The sequence below is a fragment of the Luteibacter sp. 22Crub2.1 genome, from assembly GCF_900167995.1.
GTDB classification, from domain to species: Bacteria; Pseudomonadota; Gammaproteobacteria; order Xanthomonadales; family Rhodanobacteraceae; genus Luteibacter; species Luteibacter mycovicinus.
On the sequence record NZ_FUYT01000003.1, the window covers coordinates 208,593 to 233,823 of the forward strand.

Below are 25,231 nucleotides of genomic sequence, written 5' to 3' on the forward strand. Positions count from 1 at the left end.
ATGCTCGCCTTCGACGCCGCTGCCGCGCATGCCGTGGAGCGAGGAACCGAGCCCGCACCGCCACCGGCGACGGTCACGCCGCGCGTGCGCGTCGCGGGCGAGGACCTCTATCTCGAAGTGGTGCTCAACGGCACGCGAACCGAAAAGCTGGTGCACTTCACCCGTCACGGTGAAGCGCTGTGCGCACTGGCGCCGGATCTTCGGGGCCTCGGCTTCGTTCTGTCGCCGGGCGAAGACGAGCGCTGCCTGCCCGACCTTCCCGGCGTGCGCTACACCTACGACGTCGCACAGCAACGCGTGAACATCGACGTGCCGACCGGTCAGCTCAATTTGCCGACACAGATCCTCAACGCCCCGGAGCACACCGGTACCCGGGCATCGAGCGGCACGGGCATACTGATCAACTACGACATCTACGCGGCTCACGGCGGTGGTCTCAGCAATGTCAGCGGCCTGGCGGAACTGCGTGCTTTCAGTGACGGACTTGGCGTACTGAGCAACACGTCGCTGACGCGTCGCTATCAGACCCCCGCCGATGGCTGGCAAGGCGATACGGTGCGACTCGACACGCAATGGCGACTGTCGTTCCCCGACCGCGCACAGACGTTGGCTGTCGGCGACACCTTCACCGGGTATCTTTCGTGGTCACGCGCCACGCGCATCGGAGGCATCGCCTATGGCACTGACTTCGCGCTGCAGCCTTACCGCGTCACCACGCCGCTGCCGCAGTTCTTCGGCCAGGCCGCCGCACCCTCGTCCGTTGAGCTCTATATCGACGGCTTCCGCCAGTATTCGGGCAAGGTCCCCGCCGGCCCTTTCCAGCTCACGGCCGTGCCCGGTGTGGATCAGGCGGGTCAGGCCCAGGTCGTGCTCACCGACGCGCTCGGTCGCAGCAGTACGGTCACCTTTCCGTTTTATGCCGCGCGTCAGCTGCTTCGTGCCGGCCTCGACGACTGGTCGGTCGAACTCGGCACCGTTCGCGAGGCATACGGCATCGACTCCTTCTCGTATGGTGACGCGCCCGTGGGTAGTGCGACGTGGCGGCGCGGCATCACCGACCGGCTCACACTCGAAGCGCATACCGAGGGCGGCGACGGACGAGGCACCGCAGGCGCGGGCATGGTGTGGAACCCGGTCGGGGCCTTCGTCGTGAACGGGTCGTACGCGCGATCGCGCGATGCCGGCGCCCAGTACGGCGGTGGCTTCGCATGGAACGGGCGCTACATCAACGCATCCGTGGACACCCTGCGCAGCAACTCGCGCTATAACGACATCGCCAGCGGCTACGGCTCGCCCCCGCCCCGCGCCAGCGACCGCGCGCTGATCGGCTTCAACGTGCGCGAGTCGAGCTTCGGCGCCAACTATGTGCGCCTGCGCTATGGCGGACAGCCGGCAACGCGCTATGCGGGGCTGTTCGCGCTGCGTAACTTCGGTCGCGGGATCTCGGTGAACGTCAGTTACAACCAGAACCTGGATCTGGCATCGGACCGAAGCTTCTTTCTCGGCATGACGATGTCGCTCGACGCGCGCACGACATGGAGCGCGTCCGCGCAGCGCGACCGCGAACAGACCTTCGGCATCGTCGATGCGAGCCGTCCGATCGACGGCGACGGCGGTTTCGGCTGGCATGTTCAGGGACGGACCGGCGATACCGGCGGCGGACTGGGCGAGGTCGGCTGGCTCGGCAACAGTGGACAACTCACGGTCGGTGCGAGCGACTTCGGCAGCACGTCGTATGCGTATGCCGACGCGAGCGGAGCGGTCGTGCTCATGGGTGGGCATGCCTTCGCCGCGCGACGCATCGACGACGCGTTCGCGCTGGTCACGACGGAAGGAACCCCGGACATTCCGGTACTCCTCGAAAACCGGCGCACCGGCGTCACCGACAGCAGCGGACTGTTGCTCGTGTCACGACTGAACGCATACCAGGACAACCGGCTGGCGATCGACCCGATCGACCTGCCCGCGGATGAGCGTGTACAGCGGGTCGAGACCATCGTCGCACCGTCCGATCGCGCCGGCGTCGTGGTGCGTTTTCCCGTGAAGCGCGTACGTGCGGCGTCGGCGATCCTCGTCGATGCCGGCGGCCAGCCGCTGCCCGTCGGCGCTAGCGTCGCGACGGGTGATGCGGCTCCCGCCATGGTCGGCTATGACGGCCTGGTGTACCTCGACAACCTGCAGGGGGGCGATACGCCGCTGAATGTGACGCTGCCCGGAGGGACACACTGCAAGACGACGCTGACGTACCCGGCACATGCGCGCGACCTGCCGGAACTCGGCCCGCTGATCTGCCGCACGGTAACGCCATGAAGTGGTTCGTCCTCATACTCCTGACCATCGCGGCAATGGCCGCCGCGCCACGCGTCGAGGCCACAACCACCTGCAGCATCACCAGCATTACCAATCTGGCCTTCGGCACGGTGGATCCGACCGGCACCGTCGTCAACACGCAGGCGACCGTGAACTACAGTTGCAGCTACTCGGGCGTGCTCGGTGGCCTGTACGGCAGCTACATCTCGGCATGCGTCAGCCTCGCACCGGACGACCTGGGAAATTTTGCTCCACGAACCCTGCTCAACACCGGTAATACCGACCGCATGCAGTACCAGGCGTACAAGGACGGGAGTTACAGCACGATCTGGGGGCGTGTGAACAATGCGACGTATACGCCGCAAACGTTCACCCGAAACTTCGGCTTGCTGTCCAACAACGTGACCATCACCGGCAGCCTCACGATCTACGGTCAGGTACCGGCGCTGCAGAGCGGCCTTTCGCCTGGCAACTACAGCGGCACGCTTGCCGGGTCGCTCACAGGCACGTCGATCACCTGGAGCTACAACGAAGTTCTTCTGACGCTCGGTACCTTCCCTGCGTCATGCACCAGCGGCGGAACCGTAGCGGCACAGACGGTGGCCGGTCCGGCACTGACCGCCACCGCAAACGTGGCCGCCAAGTGCACCGTCGGCACGGCGACCGAACTCAACTTCGGCAGCGTTTCCGGCCTGCTTCGTGTCAATACCGACCAGACCTCGCTGGTACGCGCGACCTGCACCCATCGGGCGGCGTACCAGATCGGTCTGGACAACGGAAAGAATGCGTCGGGAACGACGAGGCGCATGACCGATGGGACGCATTTCGTTACGTACCAGCTGTTCACCGACCCAGGACGGACGACGCGGTGGGGCAACACGCTCAACACCGATACCGCCGCGGGAACCGGTTCCGGGTCCGAGCAGACGCTCACTGTCTACGGTCGCGTACCCATACAGCCCGCACAACCGGCAGGTTCGTACAGCGACATCGTGACGGTGACCGTGACGTATTGAGATCGCGTGGCATCAGAACGCTATCGCGGCACCCAGGCGTACACCGAAGGAGGAGTCGCCCCGGCCGCCGATCCTGACTTGCCGGTTGATGTCGCCGGAAAGCGTGATGGCCCGGCGAAATGCCAACGTGGTACCCGCCGCCACGTGGAGCGCCCGGCCGCCATGTCCCGTTGCGAAGCGGACGCCCGACAAGGCCAGCGCCGCACCGGTGTCCCGTGTCGCTTCGATACGACCGTCAAGAAACGCGGACCACGCACTCACCCGCTGCCCCTGCACCGGAAAGAGACGCGTAGCTCGCGCTCCGACACGCGCCGTCATACGTTCCGGACGCCCGGGCTGCAGGATGATGCCGTCGCGGTCGGTGACCTTGCCGAAGCGAAGACGCTGCCAGAGCACTGATATTCCCGGCTCGACGACGACGTTCCGTGGCGCCGCCCAGCGGAAGCCCGCGGACAACGATGCATCGCTGCTGTTCACCCGCAACCGGGCGAGCGTCTCGCCGCGTCGCGGCGTTCGCACGGCGACCCGGTAATGCGTAAAAGCGTAGGCCGCGCCGATACGCCATCCGTCATCGCCGCTGGACGTGTGGGTGATCGCCAGGCCGCGACCCTGCGCCCGGGCGTCGCTCGCGCCGTCGACGGCACGAGGGGTGACCTGCGTGCTTCCGAGACTCGCGGACACACCCGAGCGCATATGCCACGTCCCGGCATCGAACGACGCGAGATCGCCACCTACCTGCAGGCCGCGGTCGCGGCGGATGCTGTCGAAGCCAAAGCGCGTGAAACCGAGCGAATTGCGATAGCTGGCGTTCCCGCCGAAGCTGCGTGCGCGGAATGTCGGCCCGCCGTCGTTGGCGAAAGTGTCGGCTCCCGCGGCATCGATGGCGACCCGGCCGTAGCCGAATAAGGCCCCGGCAAGCACCAGATAGGAAGGCACCTGCGGCGCCAGTGCGTCGCGGGCAGGCATGGCCGGCGAGGTCGAATCCGCCGCGCGCCCGAGCACGTCACGCCAACGCCCCTGCGAATCGATCCTGGTGCTCTGCAGGCGGTAGTCCCAGAAGCCGGATCCGTTCTCCGCGACGAGTCGCTGCGATGCATCCGACTCGCCGGGGCCGTATGCGTTCAGACCGTAACGCCATGGTCCCGCCACCACGTAGTCGCCGGCGAGACGGAACGATGTGTCGCTGGCCGAACCGTTGACCTGCACGAGACTGATACCGCCAGAGCTACCCGGCGCGGTGCCGGCACCGCCACCCTCCACGGCCGCGACCTCGAGCCGTGTCGTTCCGTCGACGTTGCCGTCGATCAGTAGCCGGTCCGTACCCTGCCGCGAGAGGGCGCCGCCGGCATCCAGGCGCGTACGCAGACGGATGGCGGCGTCCCCGCCCTGGCTGTCGAGGTGGCTCACGCGTAGCGTCGAAAAGGCGCCCGTGCCCTCCGGGAAAGACACGCGGGCGGAACCTGCGAGCGTCAGCCGTCCGAGAACGCTGTCCCCTGTCAGGGACCAATGGCCATCATCGATGGTCAGAGCGCTGGCACCGCGCGCACGCCCCAGCCACCGGGATCGCGCAAGACTGACATCCAGCGATCCCGTGCCTGCCCGATGCAGATCGCCGCGCAGTTCGCTGTCCTCGGCGTTGAGCACGAGCGAAGCATCGCCGCCGACGATGTCGCCCACCGAGCGTGAGCCCCCCAGCAGATCGACCTGCAACGTGCCTGCGCCGGGAACGCGCGTGGTGATCGCACCTCCGTTGCCACGCAACTCCGCCGCGGTGAGGATCGCGCGCCCCGAGGTACCGGAAAGCGCCCAGGCGTGTTCGCCCTCGGCAACGATATGGCTGCGCGATGTGCTGAACCCCGAGGCCTCACCATCGATTACGACGGCGCCGACATTCGCATGTCGGGCAATGACCGAGCTGTCGCTCAGGCTGATCCGCGCGCCGTCGCGGACGGCGATGGCTTGCGCGCGACCCGGCGCGGATGCCGCACCCCGGTGCTCTATGTCGGCAAGCCCGACGATGGCGGCGTCCGTCCCCTGTGCGACCAGCGCCGTGCTGTCCCGTCCGTCGATACTCAGGTGCGCGCGGTTCATCAGGATCGCCGCACCTGACCGCGCGGTGATGCCGATGCTGTTCGCGCCGAGCGTGGTGAACTGCACCCCGGCGAACACGGCACGCGAGGCGCCCTGTACCTGCACGCCCACCGACCGGTCACCGCGGGTGATGAGCGATCCGGCGGACATCGACGCCTCGCTGCCGTCGAACGCTAACACGCCGTAGGCATAGCCTGCCGGATTGCCGCTCGTGCGGTTCTCGATCGAAACGTCCGTGGCGTCGAACGAGCCGCGCGACTCCACGGTGACGACACGCCCGGTCGCCAGGCCGCTTACCGAGATGCGGTCCCCGGGCTCGAGCGTGAGTGCCGTGCCTTTCTCGACGAGGATGCCGTAAGGAAACTCGGTAGCCGACGCGGACGCGGCAAAAACACCGCACAAGGCAGCCGCTACTGCGCGGCGCCGGTAACAATGGACGACCATGAAGACTTCCTCGCTCTCGTAGGGAGGAAGTCAACTTATTCAGCAGGTGGATGCCTGTATGTCGGGAGCGCGCGCGACGAAAGTAAGTGTTAGTCGTCGCCGCGTCGCCACTCGCCGCGTTTCGGTTTACCGGCGGGGCGCGGACCCGCCTTGCGCTTCAGGCGTGCTTCGAGGGTCGCCGCCTGCTCTTCGCGCTCGTCGTGCAGCTTGAGAAAATTGCGCCAGCGTTGCGGCGACAGCTCACCGGAAGCGAGCGCGGCCTGGATCGCGCAACCCGGTTCGTTGCTGTGTCCGCAGTCGGCAAAGCGGCACTGCGCGGAAAGCGCTTCGATGTCGGCGAACAGGTCGAGGTTTTCCTCGCCGGTCAGCTTCAGTTCGCGCATGCCGGGCGTATCGATCAGGCAACCGCCGCTGGGCAGGCTGAGCAGCGCACGGTGCGTCGTGGTGTGCCGGCCGCGGCTGTCGTGCGAGCGTACCGCGCCCGTGGCCATGCGTTCTTCGCCCAGCAAGGTGTTGGTGAGCGTCGACTTGCCCGCTCCCGACGAGCCGACGAGGACCGCGCTGGAGCCCGGCCCGAGATAGGACGCAAGCAAGGCCACCGTCGCGGGATCCTTCGCGTTGATCGCATGCACCGCCGCTTCCGCGGGCAGGCGCGCGGCGAGAGCGGCGACCGCTCCCTCGACGTCCACGTCGGTATCCGCCTTGCTGAGCAGGACGACCGGACGCGCCCCGGAACCCTCGACCAGGGTCAGGTAGCGCTCGATGCGCGACGGGTTGAAGTCGCCGTCGAGGCCGGTGATGACGAGGACGTAGTCGATGTTGGTCGCGATGATCTGCCGCTCGTATCGCTCGCCCGCGGCGGCACGGGTCAGGACGGAACGGCGCGGCAGCACCTCCTCGATCACCGGGTGGTTGGCGTGGTCGAGGAAGACGAAGTCGCCGACCGCCGGGCGAAGCGACGGGTCCAGCCCCCTTTTCAGGAACTGACCGGCAGGCTGCGCGTTGAAGGCCGAGGAGCCGTCGTGCAGCTCGTAACCGGCGCGATGCTGGGCCACGACGCGGGCAAGGCGGCGGGAATCGTCGGGCAAGGCGGGGTCGCGCCAGCCGATATGGCGCAGGCGCGCCAGGTCCGGGGTGTCGGTCATGGGCGGGATTATGCCCGCTTATCGCCCGAAATCCGCCTCGCGACGCCGCCGCGACGCTGTTAGGATCGGGTGACGACGGCGGGAAACGGCCCGCCGTACTCACCGGAAGTCGTCAGAAGTGTCCTCGATCAAGCCCAGCGCGCACCTGGCGGAAGTGCGCTATGAAATCCGCGGCGCCCTCACCCGGCGAGCCCGCGACATGGAAGCGGCCGGCCAGCCGATCATCAAACTGAACATCGGTAACCCGGGCCGCTATGGTTTTTCCACGCCGCCGCACCTGCGTGAAGCCATCGGCGCCCATCTGACCGACAGCGAGGCCTACGGGCACGAGCAGGGTCTGGAGGAAGCCCGCGAGGCCATCGTGGCCCAGCAGAAAGCGCGTGGTTCGTTCGGCGTGGACGTGGAGCGCGTGTTCATCGGCAACGGCGTCAGCGAACTCATCGACATCTCCCTGCGCGCACTCCTGCAGCCGGGCGACGAGGTGCTCCTGCCCAGCCCGGATTACCCGCTGTGGAGCGCCGCCACGATCCTCAACGACGGCAGCCCCCGCTACTACCGCTGCCTGGCCGAGAACGCGCACCTGCCCGACCCGGAAGAGATCGAGGCCCTGATCGGACCGCGCACGCGCGCCCTGGTCCTGATCAATCCGAACAATCCCACCGGCGCCGTGTATCCCGGGGCCTTGCTCGAGCGCATTGTCGACGTCGCCCGCCGCCATGGCCTGCTGTTGCTGTGCGACGAGATCTACGACGAAATCCTTTACGACGACACGCCCTTCCAGCCGCTGGCGGCCGTGGCCGGCGATCACCCCTGCGTCAGCTTCGGCGGTCTGTCGAAAGTGCACCGTGCCTGCGGCTACCGGGTCGGCTGGATGAGCCTGTCAGGCGACCCGAAGCGCACCGCGGAATACCGCGACGCGTTGCAGCTGCTGGCCGCGCTACGCCTTTGCGCGAACGTCACCGCGCAGTGGGCCGTGCGTCCCGCGCTGCTCGACAAGCCGACCATCGGTGAACTCACCGCGCCGGGCGGCCGCCTGCACCGCGCGCGTCAGGTGGTGCTCGACAGCGTCGCCGCCAGCCCGTTCCTGGATGTCGTGGCACCGGGCGGAGCGATCTACGCGTTTCCGCAGATCCGCGCCGACGCCATCGCGCATTTCGACGACACGGCGTTCGCGCTGTGCCTGCTCGAGCAGGAAAGCGTGCTGGTCGTACCCGGCACCAGCTTCAATCTTTCCGCCAGCCGGCACCTGCGTCTCACGCTGCTGCCCGAGCCGACGCAGTTGCAGGAGGTGTTCGTACGGATGAACCGCGTGCTGGAGCGGATGGCCGAGGAAGCCGCACCGGTCGCGAGCGCGGTCGCCTGAGCCGTGGCGGAAGCGAGCTTCCTCGCCCTCGGCGATTCGTACACGATCGGCGAGGGCGTGCCCGAAGAAGGTCGCTGGCCGGTGCAGCTGGTTGCCCGGCTGCGCGAGCATGGTGTGGCCGTGGCTGCGCCATACGTCGTCGCCACTACCGGCTGGACGACGGACGAGCTGTCGTCGGCGATGGATGTCGCCGGACTGCACGGCAAGTACGGGCTGGTGACCCTGCTGATCGGGGTCAACAACCAGTACCGCGGGCGCTCGTCGGTCGAATATCGCGAGCAGTTTCTCGCTCTGCTCGAACGCGCGGGCAAGCTCGCCGGCGACTCGCGCCGCGTGGTGGTCGTGTCGATTCCCGACTGGGGCGTGACGGCGTTTGCCGAGGGACGGGATCGCGTGGCGATCGGGCGTGAGATCGATGCGTTCAATGCCATTGCGCATGACGAAACGCATCGGGCGCACGCACGCTGGGTGGATGTGACGACCGCTTCGCGCGAAGCCGGCGCGAAGCCAGACATGCTCGTGGATGATGGCCTTCATCCTTCCGCCAGGCAGTATGGAATGTGGGTGGAGCGGATTCTTCCGCAGGCACTCGCGGCCGTTCGCGAACTGCCAGGCTGATCGTCGCCAGGCCCCTGCCAACCGGCCACCGCAACCCGGAGGGAAACTGCCCGCCGCGATGCATGCCCCGGATGCCCATCCGCAACACACCTGCAACACCCACGCCATGCCCCGGTTACGTCCCGCCCCGAGACTGATCTCCCGGGACAACCCCGGAAATCGCCGCCATGGCCAAGTTCACGTGTCGCGCCGCCTTCATTTCCGACGTGCACCTCGGTACGCCGGACTGCAAGGCTGCCTATCTTCTCGATTTCCTGAAGAGCCTCGACTGCGAGCGCCTCTACCTCGTCGGCGACATCGTCGACCTGGAAGCGCTGGCCAAACGCCACTGGTGGCACCCGGACCATAGCGCGGTGATCGCCGAGCTGATCGCGATGGCGGCACGAGGCATCCAGGTGACCTACCTTCCTGGCAACCACGACTACCAGATGCGCGGCCTCGCCGGCTCGACCATCGCCGGGATCCGGGTGGAACTGGATGCGGTGCACGAGGGTGCGGATGGCCGGCGCTACCGCGTCAGCCATGGCGACGAGTACGACCCCGAGCACATCGGTCGCAAGTGGATCAACTGGCTGGGCGACACCCTGCACCGCTTCATCTGCTGGGCCAACCGCCGCGTGCATGCGGTGCGCAAGCGGCTGGAACTGCCCTACATGCCGCTGTCGATCATCCTCAAGTCACACGTCGGCGCCGCACTGGCCTATATCCGCGACTACGAACAACGCGTCGCCACCGATGCCCGCGAGCGCGGATTCGACGGGCATATCTGCGGGCACATCCACTTCGGCCACATCCGTCCGCTGGAAGGCGTGCTCTACATGAACGACGGCGACTGGGTCGAGCACTGCACCGCCCTGGTCGAGGACTTCAGCGGCGCGATGGAGCTGATTCACTGGACCGAGCGCCGCACGCCGCTGGGTCGCGCCAGCCGTGAGACGGTACTGCCCTCGCCCGAAGCCGTTCTGGGGTTCGCTCCGCTCGCCGATTGCCGGGCCAATCTGGCGGAGTTGCGGGCGGAAACGTCACTAGCAGGTTGAAAGTCACGAGAACGGGCCCATGTGCGAGGGATGCCGGTAAAATGGCCCCTTTCCTATCCGCGGTGACCCCATGGCCCTCGATACACCCACTCGCGAGCGCATCGAATCCCTCCTTTCCGAGCACGAGGTCGTGCTGTTCATGAAGGGAACGCGCCAGCAGCCGATGTGCGGTTTCTCCGCCGCGGCGACCAACACGCTCAACGACATCATCCCGACCTACCACACCGTCAACGTGCTGGAAGACCCGGAAATCCGCGAGGGCATCAAGGAGTACGGCCAGTGGCCGACGATCCCGCAGCTCTACGTCAAGGGTGAGCTGGTCGGCGGTTCGGACATCATCCGCCAGATGTACACCAGCGGCGAGCTCTACACGCTGTTCGGTGCCAGCGCGCCGGATCGTACCCCGCCGGAAATCACCATCACCGAGAAGGCTGCCGAAGCCATTCGCGGTGGCATGGCCAATGCCCAGGGCCAGGCCCTGCATCTGGAAATCGGCCCGGACCACAGCGCCGGCTTCCAGCTGGCGCCGGCGGGCGACCACGACATCGTCGTCGTCGCCAGCGGTATCGAAGTGCACTTCGATCCGGGCAGTGCCCAGCGGGCCAAGGGCATCGTGATCGACTGGGTCAGCACCGTTCAGGGCGAAGGCCTCAGCCTCAAGTTCCCGGGTGCGGTCGAGATCACGTCGATCACCGTGCATCAGCTGAAAGACAAGCTCGCCGCGGGCGAGGTCATCCTCGTCGACGTGCGCCCGGCGCACGGTCGTGCCATGGCGGCCCCGCTGGCCGGCGCGCGCATTCTGGAAGACGAGGGCTACGAAGCCTTCGCCGCCCTGCCCAAGGACACGGCCATCGCCTTCATCTGCCACCACGGCATTTCCAGCCAGGCGGCGGCCGAGCGTCTGGCGGCGCACGGCTTCACCCACCTGTTCAATGTGGAAGGCGGCATGGATGCATGGGCTCGCGAGATCGACCCGACGGTTCCGCGTTACTGATCGCGTTCGACAGCGAAGAAAAAGGCGCCCCTCTCGCGAGGGGCGCCTTTTTTCTTTACGTACCTGCCGCAGCGAGCTTTTTACACTCGCTGCGAGCGGGCTTTTTCCCCGGATGCGTCGCCTCAGAAGGCGACGCGCACACCGGCAGTCACACCGTATGCCGTCCGGCCCGAACCCTGTTCGGCGGTGAGGCCGCCGTAGAGGTACGTGTTGCGGGCAAGGCGCATCGTGCCGTTCGCGTTGAACTGCACGAAACCGCGACCCGCATCCGGTGCCTTGGTTTCGAACTGTTCGCCGGCGAGCTGGGCGCGTACCGTCGGATCGAGCAGCTTGCCCGAATCCACGCCACCGGCGACACCGACGCGCCAGGTCAGCTCGGAGGCGAGCGGATCGTTCGCGTTCGAGCCGGCGGTCACGCCCACCAGGGCACGGGTGCCGGTCACGGACAGCTTGTCCAGCGACAGCGCCGCCGGCGACGTGCCCGTCTCGTTCACCGCATCACGTTCCACCTTCTGCCAGATCACACCGGCATACGGCTCGATGCGCAGGCCACCGGCATTCATCGGAAGGCGCGCCGTGAGGCTGGCCATCGTGTCATGACCATCCGCGCGCGTCTCGAGCGAACCATTGCCGAACGGATCCATGCGACGGCTCGACCAGTCGTCCGAACCGTAGGACACGACACCGTCGACGATGACGGCACCGGCCTTCTGCTGGGCGTAGATCAGGCCGGCGTTGCCGCGGATGGTTCCCTGGCCGCCGGTGGCGATGATGTTGCTCTCGCCATGCGACGCGCCCACACCGATGACCGTGGTGTCGTTCGTGAAGACGTCTACGCCCGCGGTGACGTGGCTGGTGCTGGCGTTGTAGCCGGAACCCTGGTTGTCGGCGACAAAGCGCTGGCCGTCCTGGGTCACGTTTGCCCAGACCTTGTTGGCCGGATTGGTCGTGTCGGTGCCCAGGTGATCGAAGGCATCGCGGTTGAGCGCCAGACCCATGCCGCGTGCGGCGGCCGCCTGGTCGGCGTGCACTTCACCGGCCATCGCCTTGACGGTGTCGGCGATGCGACCGGTATCGAGCGCACCGATGGCGTTGACGACAGCGGTATAGGCCGCGCCGTTGCCGGCGATCTGCGCATCCACCGCGCGGTCCAGCGCACCGGCCAGCGCCAGCGTATTGCGCGTGGTACCCGTGCCGAGGAACTCGCTGTACGCCTTCGGCACGACGCGCAGGTCGATGCTGTTGCTGTTGGCGAGGTTGTAGAAGGCCAGGAAGCGCGTGTTCGCGGGCAGGCCGACGCTCGGCTGGTCGAGGCTGCTGAAGCGTCCGACGATACCGCCTTCGGCGGTGACGATACGGTAGGTATCGCCCAGCGTCGGCGTGAAGGTATTGCTCGCGTCACCGGTGATGCCGCGAAGCAGCGGTGCCAGCGTGCCATTGGCGATGAACTGATGACCCGCGCCTACCACGAGCAAACGGGAGTAGTTGCCTGCGCCCGTGCCGGTTCCCTTGCCATCGATGTCAGCTTCGAAGGTGCTGCCCGCATTCATCGTCACCGTACCGTTGACGGTCAGCGTACCCGGCGAGTTACCCGGTGCCAGGCGGCCTGTCACGTTGACGGGACCGTTGATGACACCGACGCCACGCAGCGTGCCGATCGCGTCGACATTGACGAAGCTGCTGTTGAGCGTGCCGTTCGCGCGGAGGGTACCGTTCTGCACGCAGGTACCCTGGTCGAGCGACGCCTTGCCGGTGAGGCTCAGTGCACCGGCGCCGCTCTTGATGAAGCAACCCGAGGCGCCACTGGTATTGATGTCGCCCGACAGCACGGTAGTGGTGCCGGCGGAGACATTCACGCCTGAGTTGCCGCTGACCAGGACCGTCTGACCCGTACCGAGGGTCGCATAGGTCTGCAGCGTGCCACCTTGCAGGATGATGTCGCCGGTGCCGAGCGACGAACCGCTGTCGATGCGGATGATACCGCCGTTAACCAGTGTGCCGCCCGTGAAGCTGTTGTTGCCGCTGACGATCAGCGTGCCGCCACCGAGCTTGGTCAGCGTGCCGTTGCCCGAGATGCTGCCCGTCTGGCTGAGCGTAGCCCCGGTGTCCGTGGTGATCGAGCCGCCGCCGTTGTCGATGACGATATTGCGCGCGGTGGTGATGCTCGAGGTCACCGTCAGGTTGCCGCCGTTGAGCGTGACGGCATTGGCGGCATCACCCAGGTTGGCATCGCTGGCAATGCTCAGCGTGCCGCCGTTGATCACGGTCCCGCCGGTATAGGTGTTGTTGCCCGAGAGCACCAGCGTGCCTTCGTTGACGGTCGTGCCGCCGGTATGCGACGCGACGCCGGTGATCGAGAGCGTACCTTCGCCGTTCTTGACCAGTCCGCCGTTGCCGACAACCGCGCCTGCGGCGGTGAACGAGGTGCCGGCGTCGCTGACGACAGTGGCATTGCCGGCGAGGTTGAGCGTGCGCTGGGTGACGATGTTACCGGTGGTGTGCAGCGAGCCGCCGTTGAAGGTCAGGCCGGATGTCGATGCGCCGAGGTTGGTGTCGGACGCGATCTGCAGCGTGCCGGCGTCGATCGTGGTCGCACCCGTGTACGTGTTGTCGCCGCTGAGAATCAGGGTGCCGTCGCCCTTCTTCGTGACGCCACCGTTACCGGAAACCGTACCCGATGTCGCGAAGCTCGCACCGGCATCCGTCGCGATGACCGCGTCGGCATTCACCGTGACGGCGCGCGCACTGCTTACGTCGCCGGTGGCGTGCAGCGTGCCGCCGTTGAAGACCAGGGCGTCCGACGTATTGCCGAGGTTCGCGTCGCTGCCGACCTGCAGCGTGCCGCCGTTGAGCGTGGTGCCGCCGGTGTAGCTGTTGTTGCCCGTCAGAACCAGCGTACCGTCGTTGATCGTGGTACCGCCGGTGTGCGACGCCGTGCCATCGATCTCGAGCGTGCCGCTGCCGTTCTTCACCAGACCGCCGTTGCCGCCGACGTTGCCCGTCGTGGCAAACGTGGCGCCCTGGTCGATGGCGAATGCACCGCCGTTCACCGTGACGTTGCGGGCCGAAGCGACATCGCCCGTCGCCTGCAGCGTGCCGCCGGCGAGCGTGATGGCGCCGGTTACGGCACCGAGCGCCGCGTCGTTACCGATCCGCACCGTGCCGCCGTTCACGGAGGTACCGCCGGTGTACGTGTTGGCGCCCCCGAGGACCAGGGTACCCGTGCCGGATGCCACCAGACCGCCCTGGCCCTGCACCGTGCCGTTGAGCGCTACCGTCTTCCCGCCGTCGACGACGAGGTCGGCATCGGAACCGGCGGTCGTATCGACCGTGCGCGCCGTCGTGGTATCGCCGGTCACGTGCAACTGGCCGCCCTGGAAGACGACATGGTTGGCGGCGTCACCGAGGTTGGCGTCGCTGGCGATCTGAAGCGTGCCGTCGTTGAGGGTGTTGGCACCCTCGTAAGTGTTGTTGCCCGACAGGACCAGCGTGCCGTCGTTGACCGTCACGCCACCGCCCTGGCTGAGCGTGCCGGACATCGCGAGCGTGCCTTCGCCATTCTTGATCAAGGCTCCGGCACCGTTGACGGTACCCGAGGTGCTGAAGGTGGTTCCTGCGTCGACATCGACGCCGCCCGCACCGCCCGTTGTGACGTCGCGCGTGCTGGTGATGTCGGCGGTCGAGTGCAGGGTGCCGCCGAACAGGCCGATGGCGCCGCCCGCTGCGCCGAGATTGGCGTCGGAAGAGATCTGCAGGACGCCACCGTTGATCGCGGTGCCGCCGGTGTAGGTATTCGTTCCGGCAAGCACGATCGTGCCGGCGCCCTGCGTGTTCAACGTACCGCTGCCGGACACGACGCCCGTCGATGTGAGCGTGGTGCCCGTGCTGGCACCGAGGCTGCTACCCGCGCTGCCGACGGTCACGTCGCGCGCCGTGGCGAAGCTTCCGGTCGCGATCAGCGCGCCGCCGTCGAGATCGACCTGGTTCGCGGACGCGCCGAGGTTGTTATCGCGAGACACGAGGACGGTCGCACCGGTGTTGATGGTCGTGTCGCCGGTATAGGTATTGGTGCCGCTCAGGGAAAGCACGCCACCGTTCGCGGTCACGCCGCCGGCCTGAGACGCGACGCCGTCGACGATCAGGGTGCCGCCGCCGTTCTTGATCAGGCCACCGGTACCGCTGACGCTTCCGGTCGAGGTCAGCTGCTGACCGCCGTCCACCGCGATGGCGCCACCGGCCACGTGGATGTCGCGTGCCGTGCTACCCGTGCCGGTCGCTTCGAGCGTACCGCCGTTGAGGGTCAGGCTGCCCGCCGCGTCGCCAAGGTTGGCGTCGCTGGCGAAAGCGAGCGTGCCGTCGTTGACCGTGGTACCACCGGTGTAGGTGTTGCTGCCGGTCAGGACCTGCGTGTTGCTGCCATTCTTGATCAGGCCGCCGGTACCGGAAAGCACGCCGCCGTACGTGGTGGACGCGCCGTTGCCGCTGAGGGTCAGGGTCGTGCCTTCGAGATCGATACCGCCGTCGCCAGCAAGGCCTGCGACCGTCTGCGTGGCGTTGTTCATCGTCACGGCGGAGCCGGTGTCGACGTTCAGTATCCCGGTGCCGAGGTTCCCGCTGCTGGCGACGACCAGGTCGCCTCCGGCGACATGGGTGCCGCCGGTATAGGTATTCGTGCCGGACAGCGTGAGCGTGCCCCTGCCCGTCTTGGTCAGCGAACCGGTGCCCGAGATGCTGTTCGAGACATCGGTATCGTAGGTCTGCAGGTCGAACGTGCCGCCGTTGGCGCCAAGCGTGACGTTGCGCCCGCTGTTGAGGTCGAAGTCCGCACCCCACTGCAGGCTGCCGCCATTGAACTTGAGATCGTTGCTCGTATCGCCCAGGGCCGCATCGGACAGCACGTTGATCGCGCCACCGTTGAGGTCGATCTCGCCGACGGACGTGTTGTCGCCGCGCAGATTGAGCGTACCTTCACCCTGCTTGATGAGCGCACCGCGGCCATCCATCTCGCCGGTGAGCGTGAGGTTGTGGCCGTTGGTGTCGAACGTGCCGTTGTTGTTCGTGATGCTGACGATCTGGCTCATGGTGCCGTCGGCGGTGTTCTTCACCGTGCCGCCGTCCATGATCAACGGATCGATCGCATAGGTCTGGTCGACGACCTGGCCGGCCACCACGTGCGGTGCCGTGCTGAGGTCGGCATTGATGATCGTGATCGTGCTCGACAGGATCACGTTGTCGATCGGTGCCCAGACCTGGGTCGGGTTGGCGATGGGGATATAGGTGAAGGTGTAGGTACCGTGCACCAGGTTATTGAAGGTCACGCCCTGCCAGTTCGCGATGACCTGATTTGGCGTACCGATGAGCTTGGTGCCGTCCGAGAAGAAGTTCGTGTCGCCGTCGACCAGGCCGGCCGGCTTGGTGCCGGTCAGGATGTTGAACGAGACGGTCTGGTCGAAGCCGGCGGTGGAGGTGAGGTGGAGCGAACCCTCCGTGTACGTCGCTTCGTCGGACTGATGGTACGTGCCGTAATAGAACGACAGCGAGTTGTTGCCCGAATTCGTGTAGCCGATGGACGTCGTATGCGCGAAAGCGCCGGTCGTCCCGGCCAGGGCGAGCAGCACACCAGCCGCCAGACGGCCCGTGGTGGTGGCGATCGCGGAGCCGCCGCCGGTGGAGCGTGCGCCCTTGGCGCGCGAGCGGCAAAGTTCAGAGGCGACCACGAACTGATTAAGTGCGCGATTCCATACGATGCGAAAAACTCTGTTCAAAACGGCGATCTCCTGAATTTTGGGTGCGACAGGCCGTCGCGGTTCCTTGGAACGGCGCTGGATAAAGACGGTTGGATGCCAATGCGGCGGCTTCCCCTGTACGGGCAAGGGTCACAGCAAAGTCTGTGCCAACGCCGATGAGATGCAATTTCGGCAAGACGTGAAGAAAATGTGGCGACACATAACAGAAATGTGAATCCGTGCACAGTTTCCATGTGTGACGACGTGTAGTGCCTCATCGCGGCACGATCTGTCGCGCTGCGTCACCCGTCCGGCCAGCCACACGACATGCGCAAGCTCGCCCCACCAGAACGAGCGGACCCGGTCGATGCAGATTCGATGATTACCGGAGCGATCTGGCTTGAGCGGATGCCGGGTGCATCGTCGACCGTGGTGTCAGCGCGTCGCCACGAGCGCGAGTACGGTCGCCGCTTCCACCATCTCCACCATCGCGCCGGCGGTATCGCCGGTGAAGCCGCCAAGGCGAACCACGCACGCGCGCCGCCAGCACGCACCGACGACGAGGCCGACGCCGATTGCGATGGCGCCCCGCGCGCCGAAGCAGGCGGCAACGGCCAGCGCGATGAACAATGACGCCCGGCAAGCGGTGGCCGAGGCGCCGCGCAAGGCATCGCCCATCCCGCCCTTGCGAACATACGGCGTGGTGAGAAACAGGCCGACCAGCGCCGCGCGCCCCAGCAGGGGCGGCAGCACCAGTAACAAGGGATCGGCCAGCGAGGCCAGCGCCGAGAATTTGAGCAACAGGACGAGCGCCAGAGCGACGATGGCCGCCGGCCCGCTGCGCGGATCCTTCATGATCGTCAGGGTGCGTTCGCGATCGCCCATCCCGCCGATCCACGCGTCGGCGCTGTCGGCAAGGCCGTCCAGATGCAGGGCACCGGTGAGCGCGACCCAGAGCAGAAGCACGAGGGCGGCTCCCGGTAGCGTCGCCCATCGCTGCGCCACGAGGGCCAGCGCACTGAGCGCCAGACCGATCACCAGTCCGACAAAGGGGTACCACTTCAGCGAAGCGGCCTGTTCGCGCTCGTCCATCGCCACGCGGGGCATCGGGATGCGCGTGAGGAAGGCGAACGCGGTCACGAGTCCGCGCACTACGGTGTCCAGGCGATGCGGTGCAGCGACGCGTGTGGAACGTCGATGCCCGCCATGTCACCGAAGCAGCGATGTTCAGCCACGCAACGCAGCAGGCGAATCGCACCGCCGTGGGTCACGACGAGCACGCGCGCATCGCTCGCCTCTACCGCGATGTCGTCGAGCGCCGCCGACAGTCGCTCGCGAAAGGCGTCGAATGTTTCCGCGCCCGGGGGCGGATGCATCACGGGGTCGGCCCAGAAGCGGCCGAGCGCATCGCCGTCCGTCTCCGCGATCGTCTCGACAGGCACGCCCTGCCAGTCGCCGAAGTGATATTCCACAAGCCGCGTATCGATGCGCAGCGGCAGACCGCGCCTTTCGGCCAGTTCGGTCGCGAAACGCGAGCAGCGCGCCATCGACGAGCAGACGATGCGGTCCCACTCATGACCCAGCACCGCATCGCGGAGTTGTTGCCAGCCCAGCTCGGTCAGCGGATCGTCCAGCTGCCCGCGATAGCTTCGCTGACCGGTGTCGCCATGGCGCAGCAGATCGATGCTCATGCCTCGGACACTCCGGCCTCGGCAAAGGTCGCCATCGAACCGTGCAGGGTGCAGGCCAGACGCAGCAGCGGGACGGCCAACGCGGCGCCGCTGGCTTCGCCCAGACGCAGCTGCAGGTCGAGCAACGGCTCGCCACCCAGCGCGGCAAGTACGCGCGCGTGGCCGCGCTCCTGTGAGCGATGCGCAAACATCAGCCATGGGCGCACATCCGGGCGCAACGCGACGGCCGCGAGCGCGGCCACGGAGGTGATGAAGCCATCGACGAGCACCGGCATGCCATGCTGAGCCGCGGCGATGAAGGCGCCGGTCAAGGCGGCGATTTCGAAACCGCCCAGACAGCGCAAGCATTCGAGCGGTGTGATGGCTGTCGCGTTGGCTCGCAGCGCGCGCTCGATCGTCGCGGCCTTGCGTGCGATGCCCGCCTGGTCGAGTCCGGTGCCGGCCCCCACGAGCACATCGGGCGATTCACCCAGCAAGGCGCAGGCAAGCGCGCTGGCGACCGCCGTATTGCCGATACCCATGTCACCGCCGATGAAGACCTGCGCATCGGCGGCGACCGCGCGCTCGACACTACGTACGCCAGTGATCAGCGCCGCGTCGAGCTGGGCATCCGTCATGGCCGGCCCCTCGGCGATATTGGCGGTCGACGGCGCGATGATTTCACGGCGTACGCCGGCGACGTCGCCCGGATCGTTGACCGTTCCGAGGCTGACGACATCGAGGGTGGCGTTGAGCGCCCTCGCCAGCACGGATATCGCGGCGCCGCCGAGCGCGAAGTTACGCAGCATCTCGCCGGTGACCACCTGCGGGAACGCGGAGACACCTTCGACCGCCACGCCATGGTCACCGGCGAACACCGCGATCCAGACCACGTCGACGCGAGGACGCTCACGCCCCTGCAGCGCGGCGAGTTGTACGGCGAGCGATTCCAGTCTACCCAACGAGCCAGGCGGCTTGGTCAGCGTCGCCTGGCGCAAGGTCGCCGCCTCGGCGGCGGCGGCATCGGGGACCCGTGCGGGTGTGGCGAGCCAGTGCTTCATGGCAGGGTTCCTTTCAAAGCGAGGGGCAGGCCGGCGGCGGTAAACAACACGCGATCGCAGCGCTGGGCCAGTGACTGGTGAAGCCGACCGGCTTCGTCGACAAACCGGCGGCTCAGCGCGCCCATGGGAGTGACACCCAGACCGACTTCATTGCTCACAAACAGAATGTCGCCCGGCAACGTCGCCACCGTGGCCAGCAGCGCCTCGTGCTCACTGCCGAAATGACGACCGTCGTCGATGCCCAGCAGATTGGACAGCCACAAGGTGAGGCAATCGACGAGTACGCAGCGATGCTCCGCCGCGTGCTCCCGAAGCACGCGGGCGAGCATCAGCGGCTCTTCCACGGAGGTCCACGACGCGGGCCGCCGTGCGCGGTGATGCGCGATGCGTTCGGCCATCTCCAGGTCGAGCGCCTGCGCGGTGGCCACGTACACCACCTCGCGGCCGGACGCGCTGGCCAACCGCTCCGCCAGCGCACTCTTGCCGGAGCGGGCTCCGCCCAGAATCAGGGTCTGCATGCATCGAGTCCAAAAAGTCGGGTGAGTACCGCCGTATTCATGTGCGCGTCTATCGTGTCGGCCAGACGGTCGATCGTCGCCTCGCGTAACGCGCCGAGGTCGAAGGGCGCCGGGCCATCGAGACCCGCGTGTCCCAGCCATGCGCGCAACGCATCCGGGTGATCGAACAGCCCGTGCAGGTAGGTACCGATGACGCGTCCATCGTCGGAGCGCGCGCCGTCGTCGCGCCCGTCGTCCAGCACGACGGCGGGACGCTTCATCCCCGCGCCGGTGCTTACACCGCAGTGAATCTCGTAACCGGTGACCATGGCATCGCCGTCCCCCACCCGACCGCTGACGATGCGCAGCTGTTTGGCGGGCGCCAGTGTCGTTTCGAGGTCGAGCAGGCCCAGCCCGCTGCTGGAACCCGCGGCCCCTTCGACGCCGAGCGGGTCGTGTACCGCGTGGCCGAGCATCTGCATGCCGCCGCAGATGCCGATGACGTGGCCGCCGTAACGGACGTGCCGGAGGATGGCCTGGTCCCAGCCCTGAGACCGCAGCCATGCCAGATCCGCGCGGGTGGACTTCGATCCGGGCAGGACGATCAGGTCGCATGCCGGAAAGCTCTCGCCCGGACCGACGAAGACACATGCCACATCGGGATGCAGGCGCAGCGCGTCCAGATCGGTGTGATTGCTGATCCGTGGAAGCGCGGGCACGGCCACACGCAGGCGCGCGTGCTCGCGACGCACCCGGTCCCGCGGCAAGGCGTCTTCGGCTTCCAGCACCATGCCGTGAAGATAGGGCAGGACGCCCAGTACCGGCTTGCCTGTTTCACGCTCCAGCCAGTCGAGACCGGGCTGGAGCAGCGCGGTATCGCCGCGAAAGCGATTGATGACGAAGCCCGCCACGCGGTTACGTTCGCTCTCCGACAGCAAAGCCAGCGTGCCGACGAGATGGGCGAAGACGCCGCCACGATCGATGTCGGCCACCAGAATGACAGGACAGTCGACCGCCTCGGCGTACCCCATATTGGCGATATCGCGATCGCGCAGGTTGATCTCGGCGGGGCTCCCGGCACCTTCGACGACGATCGCCGCATAGGCATCGGCGAGTCGCGCATGCGATGCGAGCACCGCGTCCATCGCGACACGTTTGTACGCGTGATAGCCGACGGCGTCCATGTTGCCGACGGGGTGTCCGTGGACGATCACCTGCGCACCGGTGTCGCTGTTCGGCTTGAGCAGGACGGGGTTGAAATCGGTATGCGGCATGACGCCCGCCGCCTGCGCCTGCACCGCCTGTGCGCGACCGATCTCGCCGCCATCGACCGTGACGGCTGAATTCAATGCCATGTTCTGCGGCTTGAACGGCGCGACCGCGACACCGCGGCGGCGCAGCCAGCGGCACAGCGCGGCGACGACGGTGCTCTTGCCCGCGTCGGACGTGCAACCCTGCACCATGAGTACGCGCGCGCTCAAGCCAGCACCTCGGTCAGTGCCACATCCAGGCGATCGAAGCCAGCCTCGTCGCCTGGCAGGCCGAAACGCAGCGCCGGCGGATCGTCGAAGCGGCGGGTAAGGATGGCACGCGCCGCGAGGGCGTCGTGGAGACGAGCGGCGTCGGGGTGGCGACAATACTGAAAGAGATCGCAGCCACCGTCGGGACGCAGTCCGTGCTTCGTCAGCAATGCGACCAGCCGCGCACTGTCCTCGTGCAGCCGCGCGCGCATGGCGATCTGCCAGTCGACGTCGGTCAGCGCCGCCTTCACGACGTGGCGCGTCGGCCCGCTCAGCGTCCACGGCCCCAGACATTCACGCAGCGCCTCCAGCAGGCCCGGCGACGACGCGACAAACCCCGCGCGCACGCCGGCGAGGCCGAAGAACTTACCCACCGAGCGCAAGACGATCAGACCGTCGCATGCCGCGGCGCACAGCGTGCCGTCCGGTCGCGTGTCGATGAACGCCTCGTCGACGATCAACCAGCCACCGCGCGACGCGAGCGATGCGTGCAACGCGAGCAGCGCCTCGCGACGGAACCGGTCGCCGCCAGGGTTATTGGGATGAATCAGCACGATCACGTCGAAGTCGGCGGCGCGTTCGAACAAGGCATCCGCCGGACACTCGCGGACGTCGTGACCGTGTTGCCGCCACGCATGCGCATGCTCGTTGTAGCCCGGCGAGATCACGCCCACACGCGAGCGTGGCCGCATGCGCGGCAACGCCATGATCGCCGCCTGCGAGCCGGGAACGGCCAGAAGATGCGGCGCCGCGTAGCAGGCGCGGGCCACGTGCATGAGCCCGTCGTCGTCCTCGGGCAACCGGTGCCATGCCACGGCTGGTACGGCGGGCACGGGATAGGCGTACGGGCTGATACCCGTCGACAGATCGAGCCAGCGTTCGCGTGGAATGCCGTGCTGTGTCACCGCACGAGCCAGACGTCCACCGTGCTCAAGCATGAGCGGCTACTCCAGCCACGAGTGCGAGACCGATCCAGATCGCTACGCCTCGGTCGACGAGACGCAGGGCGCGTCGTATCGAGGTGGCCTCGGGCGCATCTCCTGTGCCGAGGACAGGACGGTCTTCCCACTGACCGTGGTACGGCGCGGGCCCACCCAGTTGCACGTTCAGCGCGCCCGCACCGGCGGCCATCACCGGGCCGGCGTTGGGGCTGTCCCACAACGGTGCCTGCGTCGCCCAGCAACGACGTGCCGTCGTGAATTCGCCCGCCAGCGCGTACGTCAGCGCGGTGAGCCTTGCGGGGATGAATGCGAGCACGTCGTCGATGCGCGCCGCCGCCCAGCCGAAGCGCAGATAGCGCGGCGTCCGGTAGCCCCACATCGCATCCAGCGTATTCGCCAGACGGAACAACAGCACACCCGGCGCACCCAGCAACAGGAACCAGAACAGCGCACCGAAGACGGCGTCGTGTCCGTTTTCCAGCACAGATTCCGTCGCGGCGGCGGCCACACGCGAGGCATCCAGGGCCTCCGTATCGCGGCTGACCATGCGACCGACCGCCTGCCGCGCCGCACCGATATCGGCCGCGCTCAGCGCATCGGCGACGGGCAACGCATGCTCGGCGAGGCTGCGCCGACCCACGGCGAGATACAGCACCACCGTATCGATGACAAACCCGGGCGCGGTGGGCACCCCGTATCGGATCAGGGCGAGCAGTCCGACCAGCGGAAGCACCGCCAGGCACCAGGCCAGGATCCCCCGGGGGCGGCGATCGGCATAAAGCTGTCGCTCGATCCATTGCGCGAGATGGCCGAAGCCGACCAGCGGGTGCGCGCGTCGTGGCTCACCCCACCATGCATCGAGCAGCAGCGCCGCGAGCATCGCGAAGGCGGTGGTCACGGCAGGAAAAGACGCAGCGCGGCGTCGACATTCGATGGGAAATAGAAGTGCACGAAGCTCGCGGTCATGCGCCCACGGCGGTAGACCGCCTCGGCGGTGGGCCCGCCATTCGGGTTGCTCGCCATCGCCAGCGCCGTAGTGGCGATCGTCGCCTTCGCATAGTGGAACGAATGACCGCGCAGGAGCCCTTCGGGCAGATCGACCGACTGCATCCCGAGCGCCGCCATGCGCGGCTGCATCGTCGCGTCTCCGGCGATCAGCCCAGCCATGCTGGCTGTACGGCCATGCGTGTCGGTGAGCCGGTCGAGGGCATAGAGCAGACCGCCGCACTCCGCCAGCAGGGGGCGTCCGGCATCGACATGCGCGTGCAGATCGCGGCGCAGATCGTCACGGGTCGTCAGCGTGTCGAGGTGCAATTCGGGATAGCCCCCCGGAAGCCAGATCGCATCGCATGGGGGCAAGGCGTCACCCGCCAGCGGACTGAAGAAGATCAGCTCCGCGCCGGCGTCACGCAGCACGTCGAGATTGGCCGGGTACACGAAGGCGAATGCTTCGTCGCAGGCGATGGCGATGCGGCGGCCGTCCAGCCGCCGCGTGGAATGTCGGACGGCCGGCGGCTGGAAAACGACCGCGGGTGGCAGCTGGCCCACCGCCTCGACGGGCAACGCGTCGGCCAGCGCATCCAGCCGCGCATCGAGATCCGCCAGTTCCGAGGCGGACACGAGACCGAGATGCCGCTCGGGCAGACCCATGGCCGCATCGCGCGGGAGCGCGCCGTACCAGGTAAGCGCAGGCGGCAGGCTCTCGCGCAGCAAGGTGGCGTGATACGCGCTGCCGACACGGTTGGCGATCAGGCCGTGCACGATGAGCCCGTCGCGATAACTGGCCAGTCCATGCGCCAGCGCACCGAACGTCTGCGCCATGGCACTGCCATCGATCACGGCAAGAACGGGCAAACCGAATCGCTGGGCAAGATCCGCGCTCGACGGGCGTCCGTCGAACAGGCCCATCACGCCCTCGACGAGGATCAGGTCCGCCTCCTCCGCCGCGGCATGGAGTCGCGCGCGAACGTCGTCTTCGCCACCCATCCAGGTGTCGAGCTGGTAAACCGGAGCGCCGGATGCGCGCTGGAGGATCATCGGGTCGAGAAAATCGGGTCCGGTCTTGAAGACGCGCACCTTGCGACCCGCACGCGCCTGCGCACGCGCCAGCGCCGCCGTCACACTGGTCTTGCCCTGCCCCGACGCAGGTGCCGAGACCAGCAGCGCGGGACACGAACGGCTCACAGTTCGATGCCCTTCTGCGCGCGGATACCCGCCTGGTAGGCGTGTTTCACGACGCGCATCTCGGTCACGGTATCCGCCAGTTCGACGAGCGCGTCCGGCGCGCCACGGCCCGTGATCACCACATGCTGCCGCTCGGGTCGCGCCCGGCAGGCGTCGAGTACGCGATCGAGCGGGATGTATTGCTTCACCAGCGCGATGTTCAGCTCGTCGAGCAGGATGAAATCGTATGCCGGGTCGGCGAGCATGCGCTCGGCGACATCCCACGCGGCCATGGCCGCCGCGATGTCGCGCGCCTTGTCCTGTGTCTCCCACGTATAGCCTTCGCCCATCACGTGGTAATCGAGCGGACCGTCTTCGAACATGCGGAAGAATGCCTCCTCGCCGGTGGAAAAACTGCCCTTGATGAACTGGACGACGCCACAACGAAAGCCATGGCCGAGCGACCGCGCCAGCATACCGAATCCGGACGAGCTCTTTCCCTTGCCGTTGCCGGTGTTGACCACGAGCACGCCGCGATCGATGGTCGCTTTCGCGATACGCCGGTCGATCAGCTCCTTCTTCCGGCGCATGCGGTCGCGATGACGAGCCTCCTCGTCCATGTCACTCCATGGCGT

18 protein-coding genes are annotated in these 25,231 nt (G+C 67.2%); 6 read left to right on the top strand and 12 right to left on the bottom strand.

Features of this window, described 5'->3' with window-relative positions; all coding sequences use genetic code 11:
* Positions 1-2,310, top strand: coding sequence for a fimbria/pilus outer membrane usher protein (locus tag B5X73_RS04135; RefSeq protein ID WP_079520680.1), 2,310 nt, complete (start codon positions 1-3; stop codon positions 2,308-2,310).
* Complete coding sequence (locus B5X73_RS04140) at positions 2,307-3,326, top strand: Csu type fimbrial protein (RefSeq protein WP_079520681.1); 1,020 nt, start codon at positions 2,307-2,309, stop codon at positions 3,324-3,326. Before B5X73_RS04135 ends, B5X73_RS04140 begins: the two co-directional genes overlap by 4 nt.
* A gap of 12 nt (positions 3,327-3,338) precedes the next feature.
* On the opposite strand, the gene B5X73_RS04145 is transcribed toward B5X73_RS04140, so the two are convergent.
* Together B5X73_RS04145 and rsgA are read right to left on the bottom strand one after the other, a co-directional pair.
* The gene (locus B5X73_RS04145) at positions 3,339-5,861 is read right to left on the bottom strand and encodes an autotransporter outer membrane beta-barrel domain-containing protein (protein WP_079520682.1); all 2,523 of its coding nucleotides are present in this window, start codon (positions 5,859-5,861) and stop codon (positions 3,339-3,341) included.
* Positions 5,862-5,950: 89 nt separating this feature from the next.
* Positions 5,951-7,006: a ribosome small subunit-dependent GTPase A gene (gene rsgA, locus B5X73_RS04150; RefSeq protein ID WP_079520683.1), complete on the bottom strand. Its 1,056-nt coding sequence runs from the start codon at positions 7,004-7,006 to the stop codon at positions 5,951-5,953.
* Between the two features lie 118 nt (positions 7,007-7,124).
* Between rsgA and B5X73_RS04155 the strand changes: the two genes are divergently transcribed.
* The 4 genes from B5X73_RS04155 (at position 7,125) to grxD (ending at position 11,018) form a co-directional block, all read left to right on the top strand.
* Complete coding sequence (locus B5X73_RS04155) at positions 7,125-8,369, top strand: aminotransferase class I/II-fold pyridoxal phosphate-dependent enzyme (RefSeq protein WP_079520684.1); 1,245 nt, start codon at positions 7,125-7,127, stop codon at positions 8,367-8,369.
* Positions 8,370-8,372: 3 nt separating this feature from the next.
* Positions 8,373-8,987: an SGNH/GDSL hydrolase family protein gene (locus tag B5X73_RS04160; protein WP_079520685.1), complete on the top strand. Its 615-nt coding sequence runs from the start codon at positions 8,373-8,375 to the stop codon at positions 8,985-8,987.
* Positions 8,988-9,154: 167 nt separating this feature from the next.
* Positions 9,155-10,024 (top strand): UDP-2,3-diacylglucosamine diphosphatase, encoded by an 870-nt coding sequence (locus tag B5X73_RS04165; protein ID WP_079520686.1) that lies wholly within the window; start codon positions 9,155-9,157, stop codon positions 10,022-10,024.
* A gap of 70 nt (positions 10,025-10,094) precedes the next feature.
* A complete protein-coding gene (grxD, locus tag B5X73_RS04170) occupies positions 10,095-11,018 on the top strand; it encodes a Grx4 family monothiol glutaredoxin (RefSeq protein WP_079520687.1) in 924 nt (307 codons plus the stop codon).
* Positions 11,019-11,140: 122 nt separating this feature from the next.
* Here grxD and B5X73_RS04175 read toward each other — a convergent pair whose 3' ends face one another.
* The 10 genes from B5X73_RS04175 to cobO form a co-directional block, all read right to left on the bottom strand.
* Positions 11,141-16,783: an autotransporter-associated beta strand repeat-containing protein gene (locus tag B5X73_RS04175; RefSeq protein ID WP_176167713.1), complete on the bottom strand. Its 5,643-nt coding sequence runs from the start codon at positions 16,781-16,783 to the stop codon at positions 11,141-11,143.
* A gap of 396 nt (positions 16,784-17,179) precedes the next feature.
* Positions 17,180-17,896 (bottom strand): adenosylcobinamide-GDP ribazoletransferase, encoded by a 717-nt coding sequence (locus tag B5X73_RS04180; RefSeq protein WP_176167714.1) that lies wholly within the window; start codon positions 17,894-17,896, stop codon positions 17,180-17,182.
* On the bottom strand, positions 17,896-18,435 hold the full coding sequence (locus B5X73_RS04185; RefSeq protein ID WP_079520689.1) for a histidine phosphatase family protein: 540 nt from the start codon (positions 18,433-18,435) through the stop codon (positions 17,896-17,898). The genes B5X73_RS04180 and B5X73_RS04185 overlap by 1 nt, the downstream gene beginning before the upstream one ends.
* Positions 18,432-19,475 carry a nicotinate-nucleotide--dimethylbenzimidazole phosphoribosyltransferase gene (gene cobT, locus B5X73_RS04190; protein WP_079520690.1) on the bottom strand — a complete coding sequence of 348 codons (1,044 nt, stop codon included), beginning with the start codon at positions 19,473-19,475 and terminating at the stop codon, positions 18,432-18,434. Before cobT ends, B5X73_RS04185 begins: the two co-directional genes overlap by 4 nt.
* Positions 19,472-19,993, bottom strand: coding sequence for a bifunctional adenosylcobinamide kinase/adenosylcobinamide-phosphate guanylyltransferase (gene cobU, locus B5X73_RS04195; protein ID WP_079520691.1), 522 nt, complete (start codon positions 19,991-19,993; stop codon positions 19,472-19,474). The genes cobT and cobU overlap by 4 nt, the downstream gene beginning before the upstream one ends.
* Positions 19,981-21,453 (bottom strand): cobyric acid synthase, encoded by a 1,473-nt coding sequence (locus B5X73_RS04200; protein WP_079520692.1) that lies wholly within the window; start codon positions 21,451-21,453, stop codon positions 19,981-19,983. Before B5X73_RS04200 ends, cobU begins: the two co-directional genes overlap by 13 nt.
* Positions 21,450-22,430 (bottom strand): threonine-phosphate decarboxylase CobD, encoded by a 981-nt coding sequence (gene cobD, locus B5X73_RS04205; protein ID WP_079520693.1) that lies wholly within the window; start codon positions 22,428-22,430, stop codon positions 21,450-21,452. Before cobD ends, B5X73_RS04200 begins: the two co-directional genes overlap by 4 nt.
* On the bottom strand, positions 22,423-23,313 hold the full coding sequence (gene cbiB / locus B5X73_RS04210) for an adenosylcobinamide-phosphate synthase CbiB (protein WP_217699738.1): 891 nt from the start codon (positions 23,311-23,313) through the stop codon (positions 22,423-22,425). Before cbiB ends, cobD begins: the two co-directional genes overlap by 8 nt.
* Before the next feature lie 14 nt (positions 23,314-23,327).
* Complete coding sequence (locus B5X73_RS04215; protein WP_254857219.1) at positions 23,328-24,617, bottom strand: cobyrinic acid a,c-diamide synthase CobB; 1,290 nt, start codon at positions 24,615-24,617, stop codon at positions 23,328-23,330.
* Positions 24,614-25,216 carry a cob(I)yrinic acid a,c-diamide adenosyltransferase gene (gene cobO / locus B5X73_RS04220; protein WP_090354869.1) on the bottom strand — a complete coding sequence of 201 codons (603 nt, stop codon included), beginning with the start codon at positions 25,214-25,216 and terminating at the stop codon, positions 24,614-24,616. Before cobO ends, B5X73_RS04215 begins: the two co-directional genes overlap by 4 nt.
* Positions 25,217-25,231 lie beyond the last annotated feature (15 nt).